11 protein-coding genes are annotated in these 16,247 nt (G+C 39.9%); 3 read left to right on the forward strand and 8 right to left on the reverse strand.

Annotated elements, in window-relative coordinates; genetic code table 11:
• Window position 1: 1 nt before the first annotated feature.
• Both ABXG98_RS05255 and ABXG98_RS05260 read left to right on the forward strand, forming a co-directional pair.
• Entirely contained in the window at window positions 2-1,738 is a 1,737-nt protein-coding gene (locus tag ABXG98_RS05255; protein WP_353537645.1) for a sodium:solute symporter family protein, read from the forward strand.
• A 175-nt stretch (window positions 1,739-1,913) separates the two neighbouring features.
• Window positions 1,914-2,354 (forward strand): hypothetical protein, encoded by a 441-nt coding sequence (locus ABXG98_RS05260; RefSeq protein WP_353537646.1) that lies wholly within the window; start codon window positions 1,914-1,916, stop codon window positions 2,352-2,354.
• Between the two features lie 81 nt (window positions 2,355-2,435).
• On the opposite strand, the gene ABXG98_RS05265 is transcribed toward ABXG98_RS05260, so the two are convergent.
• The 6 genes from ABXG98_RS05265 to ABXG98_RS05290 form a co-directional block, all read right to left on the reverse strand.
• The gene (locus ABXG98_RS05265; RefSeq protein ID WP_353537648.1) at window positions 2,436-4,724 is read right to left on the reverse strand and encodes a glycine zipper family protein; all 2,289 of its coding nucleotides are present in this window, start codon (window positions 4,722-4,724) and stop codon (window positions 2,436-2,438) included.
• Window positions 4,725-4,933: 209 nt separating this feature from the next.
• Window positions 4,934-5,878 carry a response regulator gene (locus tag ABXG98_RS05270; RefSeq protein WP_353537649.1) on the reverse strand — a complete coding sequence of 315 codons (945 nt, stop codon included), beginning with the start codon at window positions 5,876-5,878 and terminating at the stop codon, window positions 4,934-4,936.
• A 129-nt stretch (window positions 5,879-6,007) separates the two neighbouring features.
• Window positions 6,008-6,808 (reverse strand): phosphotransferase, encoded by an 801-nt coding sequence (locus ABXG98_RS05275; RefSeq protein WP_353537650.1) that lies wholly within the window; start codon window positions 6,806-6,808, stop codon window positions 6,008-6,010.
• A gap of 5 nt (window positions 6,809-6,813) precedes the next feature.
• On the reverse strand, window positions 6,814-7,452 hold the full coding sequence (gene pnuC / locus ABXG98_RS05280; RefSeq protein ID WP_353537651.1) for a nicotinamide riboside transporter PnuC: 639 nt from the start codon (window positions 7,450-7,452) through the stop codon (window positions 6,814-6,816).
• The gene (locus tag ABXG98_RS05285) at window positions 7,452-7,718 is read right to left on the reverse strand and encodes a hypothetical protein (protein WP_353537652.1); all 267 of its coding nucleotides are present in this window, start codon (window positions 7,716-7,718) and stop codon (window positions 7,452-7,454) included. Before ABXG98_RS05285 ends, pnuC begins: the two co-directional genes overlap by 1 nt.
• A gap of 77 nt (window positions 7,719-7,795) precedes the next feature.
• Window positions 7,796-9,925, reverse strand: a complete 2,130-nt coding sequence (locus tag ABXG98_RS05290; protein ID WP_353537653.1) for a TonB-dependent receptor — start codon at window positions 9,923-9,925, stop codon at window positions 7,796-7,798.
• A 415-nt stretch (window positions 9,926-10,340) separates the two neighbouring features.
• Between ABXG98_RS05290 and ABXG98_RS05295 the strand changes: the two genes are divergently transcribed.
• The gene (locus ABXG98_RS05295) at window positions 10,341-13,805 is read left to right on the forward strand and encodes a hybrid sensor histidine kinase/response regulator (RefSeq protein ID WP_353537654.1); all 3,465 of its coding nucleotides are present in this window, start codon (window positions 10,341-10,343) and stop codon (window positions 13,803-13,805) included.
• Between the two features lie 24 nt (window positions 13,806-13,829).
• Here ABXG98_RS05295 and ABXG98_RS05300 read toward each other — a convergent pair whose 3' ends face one another.
• Entirely contained in the window at window positions 13,830-14,483 is a 654-nt protein-coding gene (locus ABXG98_RS05300; RefSeq protein ID WP_353537655.1) for a response regulator, read from the reverse strand.
• A 292-nt stretch (window positions 14,484-14,775) separates the two neighbouring features.
• Complete coding sequence (locus ABXG98_RS05305) at window positions 14,776-16,245, reverse strand: aminoacyl-histidine dipeptidase (RefSeq protein WP_353537656.1); 1,470 nt, start codon at window positions 16,243-16,245, stop codon at window positions 14,776-14,778.
• Between the last annotated feature and the right edge of the window lie 2 nt (window positions 16,246-16,247).

Consider the following 16,247-nt stretch of genomic DNA (forward strand, 5'->3'; position numbering starts at 1 on the left):
CATGGAAGAGTTAAAACTATATACTTATATTGCCGTATTCGGCACCTTCGCTTTATATTTTGCTATTGCTTGGTGGGCGCGTGCAGGCTCAACCAGTGATTTTTATGTAGCCGGTGGTGGTATTACGCCATTACAAAATGGTATGGCAATTGGTGCTGACTGGATGAGTGCCGCGTCATTCATCTCGATGGCTGGTTTGATTGCTTTCTTAGGTTACGGTGGCTCAGTATTCTTAATGGGTTGGACCGGTGGTTATGTTTTACTAGCCATGTTGCTTGCTCCTTACATGCGTAAGCACGGCAAATTTACGGTTCCTGAGTTTATTTCAGATCGCTATTACTCTAAAACAGCCCGTATTGTTGCGGTAGTTTGTTTGATCATTGCATCTGTAACTTATGTTATTGGTCAAATGAAGGGCGTGGGTGTTGCCTTCTCTCGTTTCTTAGAAGTTGATTATGACTTTGGGTTAATGATTGGTATGGTTGTAGTATGGGTTTATGCGGTATTAGGTGGTATGAAAGGTATTACTTATACCCAAATCGCTCAGTACTGTGTGATGATTTTTGCTTACACTATTCCTGCGGTATTTATCTCATTACAACTGACCGGTAACCCAATTCCACAATTAGGTTTAGGTAGTACGCTTGCTGATGGAAGCGGTGTTTACTTGCTTGATAAGTTAGATATGGTAGTAACTGATCTTGGTTTCAAAGAATATACTACTGCTAACTTAGGCGGTACATTGAATATGTTCGCTTATACAATGTCACTTATGATTGGTACAGCGGGTCTTCCTCATGTCATCATGCGCTTCTTCACTGTTCCATCAGTACAGGCAGCACGTCAATCTGCAGGTTATGCGTTAGTATTCATCGCGTTACTTTATACAGTTGCTCCAGCAGTAGGTGCAATGGCTCGTCTTAACTTGATGAATACTATTGAACCAGCTGCTGGTCAAAACCTTGAGTATGCTGAACGTCCACAATGGTTTAAAGACTGGGAACAAACAGGATTATTAAAGTTTGAAGATAAAAATGGTGACGGTAAAGTACAATACACTGCTGATAAAGCAACCAATGAAATGGTTAAAGTTGACCGTGACATTATGGTACTAGCGAATCCAGCTATTGCTAATTTACCAAACTGGGTTATTGCTCTAGTTGCAGCGGGTGGTTTAGCCGCAGCATTATCAACCGCAGCGGGCTTATTGCTAGCAATATCGTCTTCAGTATCCCATGATTTAATGAAAGGGGTCTTTGTTCCAGATATGTCTGAGAAAAATGAGCTTCTTGCTGGTCGTATAACCATGACGGTAGCCATTCTATTTGCAGGTTATCTAGGGATGAATCCACCAGGATTTGCCGCGGGTACGGTAGCGCTAGCCTTTGGTTTAGCAGCATCAAGTATCTTCCCAGCGTTAATGATGGGTATCTTCTCTAAAAAAATGTCAGGCACAGCTGCGATTGCAGGTATGGTTGCAGGTATCGGTGTAACAATGCTTTATGTATTCCAGCATAAAGGTATTATGTTTATTCCTGGTACATCATTCTTAGGTGATATGGGTCCTAACTGGTTCTTTGGTATTTCACCTAATGCGTTTGGTTCAGTGGGTGCAATTGTTAACTTTGTGGTAGCGTTTGCTATGCTTAAAGTGACAGGTCCTGCTCCGCAGAATATCCAAGAAATGGTTGACCATATGCGTTTACCTGGTAAAACTAGTGCTGCACACGCTCACTAAGTTTCTCTAGAATACTATTTAACTGATAGTAAAAGGCTCCTCTTCATTTGAATTGGAGCCTTTATTTTATAACGCTCAATATTGATAATCTTTTATTTAATTTATTCATTACTGCACAAGAAACAAGTAAAATAAATAAAATATTATGAGATGCATAAAGCACCACAGGAACCTTATGAATAAACATACAAAAGTAGCTATTATCGTTGCCCCTATCCTTACCATTTTAGGTTTTGCATTAGCTGATTTATGGGAAGAAAACGAAGCAGCCAAAGAAAAAATAATTCAGTTAGTTCCTGAAGGGCATTGTGATGTCATTAATCAAAGCTGCGTGCTTAAATCAGGTGAATTTAAGGTGAACGTTGCTGATAAAGACGGGCTTATTGAAGTCAACTCAACCTTCCCATTAGACAGCGCGACGTTCTTTTTAGTGGATAAATCAGACAACATGACCTCATACCCGTTAGGGATGAAAAAAAGCCCCTATTATTGGCGCAACAAAACGCCTTTACGTAGTTTGGTTGCTAATAAAGGAGATAGTTATAAGCTACGTTTAATTGCAAAGATTAAAGGCGGGCAGTATATATCTGAGTTTTACACGCAAACCACAAAATAAGGAACATTTGAGGTTACAGTTGTAGTGCAGCCAATAATGCTCCTAAATAGATTAGAAACATTATTGGTTTACTAATAAGCCTTATTGTTTGGTTACTGTCCAAGAACCACTCTCAGTAACGCCTTCATCTGTTGAAGTCCATGTTCCGTTTGTTACCCTTTCATTGACAATAGTGCCTATACCCCATCCAGAAACGCCACTTGCACCAAGGCTGACAGCACCAGTTTGATAAGCGACATAACCATCTATAGCATAGTTTTGTTCGTCAACACTGGAATAAACAGTACCTTCTATATAACCAGCAAAATCAACAGTGAAAGATAATGCGCCGCTATCGTCACCGCTAATAGCACCAAGATAGTTGCCTGCGAAAGGTGATTCTTCACCCGGAAGCAAATTTGCTTCGAAAGTTTTGCTTATGTCAAGTTTGTCTAGCGTGGCAGTCTCTGGCGCAGTTACTTTCACTGTAATGGTTAAAAGATCACCATTTAACCAAACATCAGGGTGTTCAAGGTAATTTGACATCCATACTCCTTCAACAAAAGAATTCCGACCGAGAGAAACAAGTGCTTTTTCCGGTACTGTATATCCACTTGTGCCGTTCACTGATAAGTAAACTGTATAGTCATCACGAGCTACATCGACTGAAAAACTAATCAATAAGTTCTCGTTTGCAGGCTTGTCAGTCTCAAGGCCGATAAGGTTAATACCAAAGGCAGGAATGATATTAATGGTAAAAGTTTGTGACGCAGTTTGTTGAAATGAGTCGATATGGTTCAACATAACAGTTGCTGTACATATTTCAGTCTCAGGTGCGTAGTATTTATTGCCTTCTATTTCCCCACAGCCGCTAATAAGTGACCATGTTAAATCAGTATCAAATACCAATAGTTCACTGCCATCTTCATATTGTGCAACAACATTTAATTCACTTAGAGTTAAGGTGCTGTCTAATTCAACATTTACAGTAGCTTCGGATGTAATACCAACTAATGAGATTAAACCAAAATCAAAATCATGATTAAGACTTATGCTAGCGCCATTCTCAGCAGTAACAGACACAGAAACATTCATAATGCCTTGTTGAGGGCCGCTAATATTGTGAAAATACATGGCGTTATTGCTAGTTCTAACGACTTCAGATACAGGTGTATGATAGCTGTCTATAATTTTAGTGCCAGATAGGGTGATTAAACAGTCACTTATTTCGGGCTGTGTCTTAATACTTAATATTGCTGTTTTATCAATTGCAGATACTATAGGTGTAATATGTATGGTTTGGATGTCATTACAGCTAGTCACGTTGGCTGGTGTAGATACTGTTTTCTCTATATCTAAAGTACTGTCGTCCGCACTTACTTGCTCTATTGGTTTAGCAGGAGGTAAGGTTAAAGTAACCTCGCTGTCATATCTTGCACTCCAACCCGTATCCGGCGTGGCAAAATCTTCGATGATCAATGGTGTGGGTTCTGAATCGTCATTACTATCAAGGACATCGGTAGATATTACTAATGTGCCTTCACTACAATCTGGCACAGCAAACTGAGCAGATTCAGCCGATACTCGTGCTGTTGTAACTTCTTGGGTGGTATTATTTACAAATAGCATATTAAAGGTGGTACCTGCAACATAACCAGCGGCAGCTCCTAATAATACAACAGGAGCTGCCGTTAAGCTTGCAGCGCCAGCCACCATACCCACAACAAGACCTGTACCCGCACCTACATAACCACCAATACCGGTTTTTACGCCATCTTTAAGAGCTTGTTTTTGTAGTTCTTTCATGGCGAGCATATAGTCAATATCGTCTATTTCACCATTGGATTTCTTGGTATCTAAAATTGCAATCTTTTCTCGGGCTGTTTTGATGGTATTGCCAGCTGAAATAACAGCACCAATATTCACGCCACCAATCAACCCCGGGCTTGCATTAGCTAACTCGGTCAAAACATCGCCGTTTTCAGTAGAGGCATCACATTGGTCAGAATTTTTAAATATTTTTTTGGGTGATGCTAACTTTGCATTTTTGCTAACCAATGCGTTATAAGCGGTTAACGCTTCAAGTAACGCTTCTTGATGTGCAAAAAAAGTCTCAAAACTTACTTTGGCTTGTTCTATGGTATTGTTAGATAGGTCTTTTTGAGTGAATTCGTTTATCGCCAGGTGATAGTGCTCATTACTCAGGGTAAGTTGTTGCACTGCTTGTTTGTAAGTAATAATATCACGAGAAAGCGGTGTAATAGTTGGAGTACTCTGGACTGGAGGAGTTACTGTGTTGTTACTACTTTCTTCACTACCGCCACCACAACTGACGAGCATTAAAACAAAAGACGTGCTAAAAATTGCCTGTTTGATTGTTTGAAAATACATATTTGTCCCATTATTGTTTTTAGTGCAGTACAGGCTAAATTATATACAAACATGGAACAAGAGGTAATTGAGCAAAAGCTAACATAGATCAAATTTGGCTGGTAATTCATCCGTCTTAGACAAAAGTTAAATACGCTTGAAAGGTGAAAATAAAGCAGATGAAAACTCAGTTCAAGTGATGACTTGAACTGAGTTAATTTGGTATATATTTAAGCAATTTTCAAATAAGACTGGATTATTTCTGCGCCATTATCTGCTTGAATGGGTTTAAAGATAAAACCAGACACTCCACTTTGTTTACATTGATCGACCAATGCTTGGTCGGTGACAGATGATAGCATTACTACAGGTACGTCATGGCCTTTAGCACGTATAGTTTTTAATGCTTCATCACCATTCATTTCACCCATGACCACATCCATAAACATGAAATCAGGCGCTTCATTTTCTACCATGGTGACTGCACTTGAGCCATCATCAGCTTCAATAATATTTTGGTAACCTAGATTATTTAAGAATCGCTTTAACGCTTTACGAATCATAGCGCTATCATCAACCAGCAGTATTTTTTTGTCGGTTGGCAATGGGGTTGTGTGAGGGTTAGCAATACCTGAGCTTTCTTCACGTTTCGCGCCACCTTTTTGAAAATTAACATCGCGCACTAATAAATTAAAATAATAACGGCCAACGCCTTCAACGGTAATCGGTACCGTGACTATTTCTTTTACGCCAGAGAGATATTTTTCCATATCTTCGAGGTTGTGGACAAAGTACGGGCTGGAGAAATTGAATTCTAAATTATGTCGACTGAGTAAATCGGTAGAGCGACCAACAATGGTATTACCCCATTCAGCCAATGCATTACTCAATTCTTCATTCATTTGGGTATGATTATATTTCTCATCAAACATGGTTTCGCAAACTGAGTTACCTATGGCAATAGCTGTTTCGGGATAATGGTGCATCATGATCACGCCATTAATACAGCCAGTTACCTCTGAACAAACAGCATAACCTTTAAAACGAAAATCATCGACTTGATCCATAAAGGCATCAGCAGCCGCGCCAGAAAGGTGAGTCATTGCTTTTAGGCTGGCAATTGATTCATTGATAAATGGATGTAAGGTGACTTTATAAATGGTTTCGATAGACATATTTTAATCCTATGAGTATTTTTGTAATTATTATTGCTATTAACCTACTAGAACTAGGAGGGGTTTGCAAACCCTCAAAGATGCATTTTGGTAATCTTTAAAGGATAGTGAAAATCTCTAAATGGGCGCTTAATCGGTTAAATGCGAAATATATTGCCATTGTTGCTGTTCTAGCTGTGAGAACTGCGCAAGTTTAGTTTTTTGATACGCTTGGTGATACCACAAGGCATTAATGAAGTAACAAAAATGTAAAAAGTGTTTAACTAGTGCTTGATCAACAGCAAGCCAGGAGTGCTTGTTGTAGTCTTCGACAATGGTTGCTAGCTGACTGTGATTGAGATTGTTTACTGCGATAAACATGGCTAAATCGTACTCGGCAGGTGCTGTGTGCGTGCATTCAAAATCAACTAAGTAATGTTTGTTTTGGTCAATGATCACATTGCTAAAATTTAAATCGCCATGGCAGCAAACTAAGTGTTTACTCAATGTTAATTGTGCAATTAATTGCTCAGCTGTGCGAGATAGTGCAAGTTTTTCATGAGTTGAATAAAAATCATGATTGATAAGGTCATCAACTATGCGTTTGGGGCTAAGTAGACTGGGTTTTGCCTTGAATTGATGGCATTGTGCCATTAATGATAATGCAACGGTGATCTTGCGGTTAAGAGCCAGCGACGCTAGTGCAAGGTTTTCGCCAACAACAAATTGGTTGATCAGCCAATTTTTGTCATGATAGACAACGTGAGGGCTAATACCGTGTGTCGCAGCGTGTAGGGCAATACCTACTTCGTTTGTTGAAGCTATTCTCTTGGCGAAGAATGTTTGATTATCGGCAAATACCTGATAGCACTCGCTACTTAACCCAGAAGCAATAGGGATAATGTTTTCTACATTATTAAAACATTGTAATGAAGATAAAGGATGCTCCATAGCACTTAACTAACATCAAGTTTGGGTAAATTAGTTGCATTGGTTTTATATAAGCTGTGCCATTTAATGTAGCCAAATGTGGCAATAACCATATATATACTAAACAACACCACGGTGGGGGTTAAATCTTTTGCTAGGTATAAATAGATTGAAACTGCATCAATTGCTAGCCAATAAAGCCAATTCTCCAGTACTTTTTGTGTAACTAAATAGGTGGCAAATACCGCAAAAACTGTGGTGAAAGTATCAAGGTAAGGGAAGTGAGCGGGAGTGTAATTAGCCATTACATAACCCAACACAACAGAAACCATGGTTAAAAAAGCACCAGCTTTGAGATGAAAGCTCAGTTGCCAAGAAACAATGCCTAATGATGCGTGTTCATTATTGGTGGAATCTTTTTTCCATAGCCAATAACCATATAGCGCCATTATTAGGTAATAAATGTTTAATGCGCTATCCATCAACAATGAAACATCGTAGAACACATAAGTATAAATTGCGGTACTAAAAAAAGCAGCAGGCCAACACCATATAGAGCCAAGCGCGGCTAAAATAACATATGCAAGAGCTAATAGCATTGCTAGCAATTCAAGCCAAGGCAAGGTTGCACTATAGGTCATAAAGCTTGCAAGCAACTCAGCCATTAACTTTCGGCTTCTGGTTGCGAGCGATCACCACTGATAAATTTACAGACAAATACAGCTGAGCCTATAGTGCTATGCACATGTTTAATTTCAGCCATAACATGAGTAACAGCTAAATCATAATCACCAAATACCTGTGTACTCATGCCATTAGTGACCACTGTTAAGCCATCAACTTGACGTAAACGCTTAATAAACGCCCAAATTTCTGCTTTAAAATTATCGAGAGCTAACGGATATAAACTTAATTCGATAGATATTTTCATAAAACCTCTGCTTAATAAGTGCTACGCGAAAATGACTTCACAGCGAGCAACAGTATTGCTCGCGGCTAATTTACTGATTAAAATTGATAATCTAATGTTACACCAAACACACGCGGCTCAGATAGTTGGGTATATTGTTTAGCATCATAACCATCTCTTGGGTCATTGCCAAAATAAAAACCACGGTTTGCATAGTTTTCATCGGTTAAATTACGCACCCAAATTTTTACTTGATACTGTTCTTGTAAATAACTCAGAGAAACGTTGACTAGCACCATAGATTTAGCGCGCTCATTGTGGCTATCAGAGAAATAAAACCCGTCTTTACCATCAACTGAAACATTAATTAGCCAATCTTCACTTGGTTGTATGTTAGTCCCTAGGTTAAATTGGTAATTGGGAGCATGCGCTTGTTGTCTGTTATCGAGTGATTTTCCGTCGGCGTTAATAAAATGACTAAATTGGGTGTCTAATACACCTAATGTGCCGTATATTGCAAACACGTCATTAAGTTGCCAATCTGCTTCAACTTCAACGCCGACATTATGACCCGATGCGGCATTACCTAAGTATGAAATAAATTCTGAGCTACCATCATCACGCATAACGGTGTTAGAACTACGTACCTGTACGTCACTTCGGTCCATATAAAACGCGGCGACACGCATATAAGCGGCATTATCAAGCAAAGATAGCTTATAACCCACTTCATAATTAACTAAGTATTCAGGTTCAAAAGTGCGTAAATCGTCGGGTAAGGTACCATCAGTATTTGCGCCACCGGTTTTATAACCTCGGTTGATAGAACCATACCAAAAACTATCGTCATTTTGTTGGTAGCTGAGCACTAACTTACCGCCAACCATAGTATCGTTAATGCTATCAATGAAACCGTTAGAGTTGTGATAGTCAGCGCTACGATGTTCAATTCTAAGCCCAGTGCTTAAAGCCCACTGTGCATCTAACTGACTATCAAATTGACTGAAAATAGCCATGGTTTGAGTATCAAAGGTCGAAGTGAAATCACTGTCTAAATAGGTGTATTGTCGCTGCAAATCTTCATCATCTGCTTTGAAATATAGGCCGACCACCCAATTTGTGGTGTCTTTAAACAATTTGCTATTGTCGTTTGATAGCGCTCTAAACTCTAACGTTTGTGTGGATTTATCACGGAAATAGTAGTCTGTTGAAGCGTACTCCCAATAGGCATACTCTTGGTTTTCAATGACACCGGGATCTGAAATGCCAGCATAAGCCCAGTCTTCATCGTAACCGTAAGTTAACTCTGAATCGGCATGGCTCAATAATGTCACGAGTGTGAACGGATTAAAACCTTGGTATGTGAGTGTTGCTGCTAAGGCACTGGTTTGCTGCTGATCAACACCAGGCTGATCTGACAAAGTGGTACGAGTATTATCTAATGAAAAAGCATCATAGCCATTATCAAAATCAAAATAGAATGCTGACAAATCGATCGTGAAATCATCGCTCATTTGAATCGACAGTTTACCCCTCAATGTGGTCTCGTCTCTATTATTGGTATCACTTTCATTTAAATAGGCATTTTCAATAAAACCGTCACTTTGGTATGTATTGGCAGCTACGCGGTAATTTACGGCTTCTGAAGCTGGACCAGAAAGTGCTAAGCCTAACCCTAACGTGTCGTAATTACCTGCGTTGAGCTTAAGGGCGCCTTCAAACTCATCAGTAGGGGCCTTAGTGGTTATGTTGATCATGCCGGCCAGCGCATTAGCACCAAAACGTGTACCTTGAGGGCCGCGAAATATTTCTGCTTGTTGTACATCAAATAAGTTGGCGATACTGCCAACGCCGGTAAAATCGATACCATCAATGATCACCCCAACAGAGGGGTTAATTGGCTCTTTAAATTGACTTCGTTCGCCAATCCCACGAATTTGAAAATAGCGTGCTCGTTGTGAGCCACTGGCAAAATTGACATTGGGAGTAATAGCAACTAACTCTTCAAGATGTTGGGCATTACGCTGCTGTATATCATGCGCAGATAAAACGGATAACGCACTGGGGGTTTTCATTAGGTTTTGTTGTCTAAAATCACTGGTCACCGTGATAACTTCTAGTTCATCAGTCGTTGTGGTGTTAGTTTCTGCTGCGTTGGCTGATAAGCTAGCAACTGAAAACAACAATGAAGCAGTGGCTATTGAACGTGTTGATTTACAAAAATTCATAAAGATCTCATAACTATGATAAAAGTATACTCGGGTAATTGAACATATAGAGATGCGGCACAGGGAGGTTATCTTGAGTAGATTGTGATGTGATCACTAACCATTCCTACGCCGGTTGTATTAGTTGCTACCGTAGCGGCAGACACTAATTTCCGTCCAGGTTCAAAGGGTTTGTTGATTTCATCAACATCTCAGCAGTTATTTAGAGGTATATTTAACAGAAAAAAATATACTTTCTAAAACCGCACTCCTTGGTTTGCGAAATATTTTAACAAACTTTTTAGGATAATACTTAATGAAATAGCCAAAAGTCGTATTTATCTCCGTGAATTATCTTGCTTATATTGTTAAGGTTATTTTATCCGTTTGATATCATTCCCATCATTTTTTAGGCTATATGGCATAGCGAGTAATTATGTTCCCCAATTGGCAATTAGTTAGTATTAGTTTAATTTACATCGGCTTGTTGTTTTTAATTGCCTATTTGGGAGATAAATATCGCCATCAATTGGCAAAAAAAGGTCAGGGTATTATTTATGCTCTAACCTTAGGGGTGTATTGTACTTCCTGGAGTTTTTTAGGAACAACCGGGCAGGCAGCGACCAATTTTTTATCTCATATCCCTATTTATCTTGGCCCCATCATTTTATTTGTCTTTGCTTGGCCGTTTATTCAACGCATTATTCGCATTAGTTTAAAACTTAATTTAACCTCTATTGCTGACTTACTAGCAGCCCGTTTTGGCAAATCACATAACCTTGCCATTATGGTGACTATCGTGGCGTTTGTCGGTGCAATGCCATATATCGCATTGCAATTAAAAGCCATGGTTTACTCCTTTCAACAGTTACAAATTGATCAAAGTCTGCGTAGTTGGCATATCGGTCTAGTGGTAAGTTTAGTGCTCGCTGGTTTTACCATCTTATTCGGTATTCGCAACATAGATGTAACAGAGCGACACCCTGGGGTTATGCTAGCCATAGCCTTTGAATCCTTAGTTAAAATTATGGCTTTTTTAGCGGTGAGCTTGTTTGTGTGCTTTTCATTATTTGACTCCCCATTAGATATTTGGCAACAATCTGGTGCTAGCTTGAAACTTGAAACTCAAATGAACACCAGTAATGTAAGCTCAATGTTGGCAATGCTAGTGATTGTGATGGCAGCATTCTTATCGCTGCCAAGACAATTTCAAGTTATGGTAGTTGAATTGAAAGATCAAAAAGATACTTGGCTTGGCCGGCGAGTATTTCCTATTTATATTTTAATATTTGCTTTTTTTGCTGCACCTTTAGGTTTGGCCGGGCAGTTATTACTAGGTGATACGGTTCCTTCTGATGCCTATGTGCTCTTTTTGCCCGGAGTTGGAGGGCAAACATGGTTAACCTTGTTTACCTTTCTTGGCGCTGTTTCTGCGGCGAGTTCAATGGTCATTATCTCAGCGATTGCCTTAAGTACCATGCTCAGTAATGAAATTGTTTTTCCATTACTTTATCGCAAACAAAAAGTGGCACAAAGCAATTATGATAACTTTAGAAAACGCTTATTAAACATACGTAAATTACTGATATTATTTATAATTATGTCAGGTTACGGTGTTTTCATTATGGCACCACCAGATACGTTAGCCGCTTCAGGTGAGGTCGCCTTTGGCGCATTTGCACAGCTGACACCGGCGCTTGTAGTTGCCTTTTATTGGCGTCGCGCCAGCTTAATGGGGGTTTATGCCGGTATTTTGGTTGGCTTTATTTTATGGCTAAGTTTAAATTTCCTTCCTCAGTTTGGCTTATACGCATCGCCGTTTGCCGAAGGGATTTTACCGACTAAAACTACGGCAACTCTGTTTAGTTTAGCGGCCAATATTATTGTGATGTGGGCGCTTTCACAAATTAGTCGCCAAAGTGTACAAGAGCGTGTGCAAGCTTCATTATTTTTAGAATGGCAGTCACCCACATTGCTGAATATGGAAAAGCGGCGTCAGTTAGATGTTAGTGAATTAGAGTTACTTGCGTCTCGTTTTGTTGGTGAAAGCAAGGCTAAAACAAGTTTTAACGTGTTTGTCGCATCACACAATAAGAAACGCTTAGGCAACGAAACCTATAACCAGTTGTTGTTACAACACACTGAGAATACCCTTGCTATGGTTATGGGCGCATCTTCAGCTAGGTTAGTGTTGTCTTCAGCGCTCGATGGCAGAGACATCGCTTTAGACGAGTTAGCGGTGTTAGTTGAGGATGCGTCGAGTGAACGACAACAGTTTTCCCAGACCTTGCTGCAAAGTGCGATTGAAAATGCCAGTGAAGGTATTTCTATTGTTGATAAGAACTTAAACTTAGTTGCGTGGAATAAAAAGTACTTAGATTTGTTTGATTACCCACCTGAGCTTATTTATGTTGGTAGCCCGGTAGAGGCCTTAATTCGCCATAATGTTAAGCGAGGCTTGTGTGGTGCAGGAGATATTGATAATCAAGTGTTCAGGCGTTTAGAATATTTACGTAAAGGTAGCTCGCATCGCTCAGAAAGACAACAAGCGACAGGACAAACTATTCGTATTGAAGGTAATCCTCTACCTGATGGTGGTTTTGTTATGCTTTTTTCAGATATTACTGCCTACCGACAAGCTGAGCAGGTATTAAAAGAAGCGAACCTTGATTTAGAAACTCGCGTATTTGAACGTACTTTAACGTTGGCAAAAACCAATGAAGCCCTAGCTAAAGCCCATGAAAAAGCGGAGCAAGCGCACCTTAAAAAAAGCCAATATTTGAAAGCCTGTAGTCATGATTTAATGCAGCCACTTGAAGCCGCACGTTTATTTACCTCAGCTTTAACAGAGCAAAATGAGTTGACTCCCGAGCAACAGCGACAAGTGAACAATATTGATAAATCACTGAGAGCAGCTAACGATTTATTGGCCGATTTAGCACAAATTGCGCGTTTAGAAAGTGGCAATATTAAACCGCATATTGAAGTCTTCTCGTTAAATGAATTATTTGATGATTTAGAGCAAGAATTTGCCGCCTTAGCTGTTGAGCAACAGGTTGAGTTTCGTTTAGTGTCTACCAAGGTTTGGGTCAAATCGGACAAACATTTGTTAAGGCGCATTATTCAAAACTTAGTGGGCAACGCATTTAGATATGCTAGCCCGGGAAAAGTGTTATTAGGTGTGCGTGCGCTCAGAAATAAAGTAGTGATACAGGTACTTGATAATGGTCCTGGGATACCTTTAGAGAAACAAGTGTTAGTGTTTGAGCAATTTACCCAATTAGATTCAGCGGGCAGCCAATCTGGCCGTGGTTTAGGCTTAGGGCTCAATATCACCCAATCGTTAGTGCAGTTGTTAGGACACTCGCTCAGTTTACAATCGAGAGAGATGCAAGGCTGTAAATTTTCCATCACGGTTGAACGGGCTAGTCAGCTGGCTGTGCAACCAAGTAAGCCGGCATCGCAGAAAAAAGGTGGGCTAAAAGACATTACCGTATTGTGTATTGATAATGATCCTGATGTATTAAGTGGCATGGTTGAGCTGCTTTCTGCGTGGCAATGTAATATTTTAGCGGCTGATTCACGTGAAACCGCTTTAGCGGAGTTTGCAAATCACCATAATGATATTGATATTTTACTGGTAGATTATCAATTAGGTTACCAAGCGGGCTTACCTGCTGGCGAACAGGCAGACGGTCTAACTTTAATTGCTGATATGCGTCGAAGTTGCAATCATTATATTCCTGCGATATTGATTACCGCAACCATTGAAAGTGGCATAGAAGAAAAAGCGAAACAAGCCGATGTTGGCTTTATGCGCAAGTTAGTAAAACCGGCGGCACTTCGAGCGATGATTAGTGCCAAGTTAGCACAAAAACTACAAGTAGATTATGGCGATTAAGCAAGGTTAAAGTTCAACGACTGTTTATTTGAAGTTTTCTTCGGTTAAATCTAATTGACCTATGGCAATAACTGCTTGAGTACGGTTTCGAACGTCTAATTTACGAAATATTGCAGTAGCGTGTGCTTTGATAGTGGCTTCAGAAACATTTAAATCATAGGCAATTTGTTTGTTCAACAAGCCTTGGGCAAACATCATCAAAATACGGTACTGTTGCTGAGTTAAGCTGGCAACCCGTTCGGCAATATCAGCGTTATCATTATCTTCAAGCACGTTTTCATAGGCGCTTGGTAGCCAAGTTTCACCTGATAGTACTGTCATGATAGCGTTGATAATATCATCAACCGGTGTTGATTTAGGCACAAACCCTGCTGCGCCATACCCCATTGCTTTGCTAATAGTGCTATGATCTTCATGTGCTGAAACGACAACCACAGGAATTTGTGGAAAATGATTGCGGATGTGAATCAGGGTATTAAAACCATGTGCACCGGGGATATTTAAGTCTAAGAGTAATAAGTCACTATCGCTATTATTTTGAAGTTGATCTTCAAGCTCAGCAATGGTTTCTGCTTCAATCCATTTGGTTTGATTGAATTTTACTTTTAATGTTCCTAATAAAGCTTGTCGGAACAAGGGGTGGTCGTCAGCTATTATTATTTTTTCTGGCTGAGTCATAAAAACATTTCCTCTAAGAGTTAGCTTTCTATTCTAACTGAAAAAGTAGTAATGACCAATCTTACTTTTTTAGATTGTTGTAAATTGAGTTATAACCACTAAAAACCTGCTTGTACGCTTCACTCATGAACTATTGTAGCAGAGAATTTTGACTCCCTTTGTTGTGCTGAAGTCCAATGCATTTGTGTATATAAATTTTTACCTAAAGCTCCTAAGATATTTACATATCCATGTCAAAATTGAAACTGAGATCGGTGAAAAATAATTAATCACTAATCTCAGTTTTATGAGACTACTTTCTTGGGGCTTTTGCTAAAACCGCTGTTAACAGTTGCCAATATTGTTCAACGGTGGCAATTTCAATTTTTTCATCAGGTGAATGAGGGAATTTAATGGTAGGGCCAATAGAGACCATATCCCAGTGCGGGTAGGCATCTTTAAATAAACCACATTCTAAACCTGCGTGAATCACCATTACAGCAGGCACTTTATTGAAAAGTTCTTGATAGGTATTACTCACAGTTTTCATAATGGCTGAGTCAGGGTTGGGTTTCCAGCCGGGATAAGCGCCACTAAATGCAACGTTAGCTCCGGCGAGTTCGAACACTGATTGCACCGTACGTTGTGTTTCTGCGCGGCCATCGTCATGCAAGCTGCGAATAAGCACTAATGCATTAAGCTTGTTGCCACGAGTTTGAATAACGCCCAGATTTAAAGAAGTTTCCACTATTCCTTCAATATCATCACTCATACGGATCACTCCGTTAGGGCAGGCGTTAAGCGCAAGTAGAATATTACTTTGAGTAGTGCTATCCCAACATTGTTCAAAGTCTTCGGGTGAAATAAGCAGCATATCAATATCAGTTTCAATAGCAGCTAAATTAGCTTGTATAGTGGATAAATATAAAGATAAGGCTGTTTTTAACGGTTCAATTTGTGCTTTATCAACAACAAAGCTGGCATTGGCTTCTCTAGGGATGGCATTACGTAAACTACCGCCGTTAAATTCAGTTAACCGAATGTCAAAATCGTTACTTGCATCAAGCAAGAAACGTGTTAGCAGTTTATTTGCATTGGCTCTGCCAGTATGGATATCAACACCTGAATGCCCACCTTTTAGGCCTGAAATTGATAAATTAAACCCTTGGTAATTTGCGGGCACATCTTCAAAGGTTAAGGCAAACGTGGCTAAACCATCAATACCGCCAGCACAGCCCATATAGACCTCGCCTTCTTGCTCTGAGTCGGTGTTAATCAGAATGTCGCCTTCAAGCCAGCCTGATTCAAGCCCGAAAGCCCCTGACATGCCCGCTTCTTCGTCTATTGTAACTAATACTTCTAACGGACCATGAGCAATGTCATCACTGGCTAACACGGCTAATGCTGAGGCTAAACCAACACCATTATCAGCCCCTAAGGTGGTGCCGTCGGCCGTTACCCAGTCACCATCGCTTTCGGTGACAATATACGGGCGAATAGGATCAACGAGAAAGTCATGGTTAGTATCATTGTTTTTTTGTGGCACCATGTCCATATGGGCTTGTAAAACAATGCCTTGACGATCTTCCATGCCTGAAGTTGCGGGTTTTTTAATAAATAAATTACCTACAGCGTCTTCTTTGACATCAAGCCCCAGCTCTGTTGCCCATGATTGAATCCACAGCGAGATTTTTTGCTCATGCTTAGACGGATGTGGAATGCTGCAAATTTTTTCAAATAACTGCCATAAACTCGTTGGTTTTAGTTGTGATAGTTCGCTCATGA

The sequence above is a fragment of the Colwellia sp. KU-HH00111 genome (assembly GCF_040362745.1).
In the GTDB taxonomy this organism is placed as follows: domain Bacteria; phylum Pseudomonadota; class Gammaproteobacteria; order Enterobacterales; family Alteromonadaceae; genus Colwellia.

Bases quoted from the DNA above. Each gene is read 5' to 3' on its own strand.
- ABXG98_RS05255 (WP_353537645.1), top strand. From the start codon at position 2: ATGGAAGAGTTAAAACTATATACTTATATTGCCGTATTCGGCACCTTC.
- ABXG98_RS05260 (WP_353537646.1), top strand. From the start codon at position 1,914: ATGAATAAACATACAAAAGTAGCTATTATCGTTGCCCCTATCCTTACC.
- ABXG98_RS05265 (WP_353537648.1), bottom strand. From the start codon at position 4,724: ATGTATTTTCAAACAATCAAACAGGCAATTTTTAGCACGTCTTTTGTT.
- ABXG98_RS05270 (WP_353537649.1), bottom strand. From the start codon at position 5,878: ATGTCTATCGAAACCATTTATAAAGTCACCTTACATCCATTTATCAAT.
- ABXG98_RS05275 (WP_353537650.1), bottom strand. From the start codon at position 6,808: ATGGAGCATCCTTTATCTTCATTACAATGTTTTAATAATGTAGAAAAC.
- pnuC (WP_353537651.1), bottom strand. From the start codon at position 7,452: ATGGCTGAGTTGCTTGCAAGCTTTATGACCTATAGTGCAACCTTGCCT.
- ABXG98_RS05285 (WP_353537652.1), bottom strand. From the start codon at position 7,718: ATGAAAATATCTATCGAATTAAGTTTATATCCGTTAGCTCTCGATAAT.
- ABXG98_RS05290 (WP_353537653.1), bottom strand. From the start codon at position 9,925: ATGAATTTTTGTAAATCAACACGTTCAATAGCCACTGCTTCATTGTTG.
- ABXG98_RS05295 (WP_353537654.1), top strand. From the start codon at position 10,341: ATGTTCCCCAATTGGCAATTAGTTAGTATTAGTTTAATTTACATCGGC.
- ABXG98_RS05300 (WP_353537655.1), bottom strand. From the start codon at position 14,483: ATGACTCAGCCAGAAAAAATAATAATAGCTGACGACCACCCCTTGTTC.
- ABXG98_RS05305 (WP_353537656.1), bottom strand. From the start codon at position 16,245: ATGAGCGAACTATCACAACTAAAACCAACGAGTTTATGGCAGTTATTT.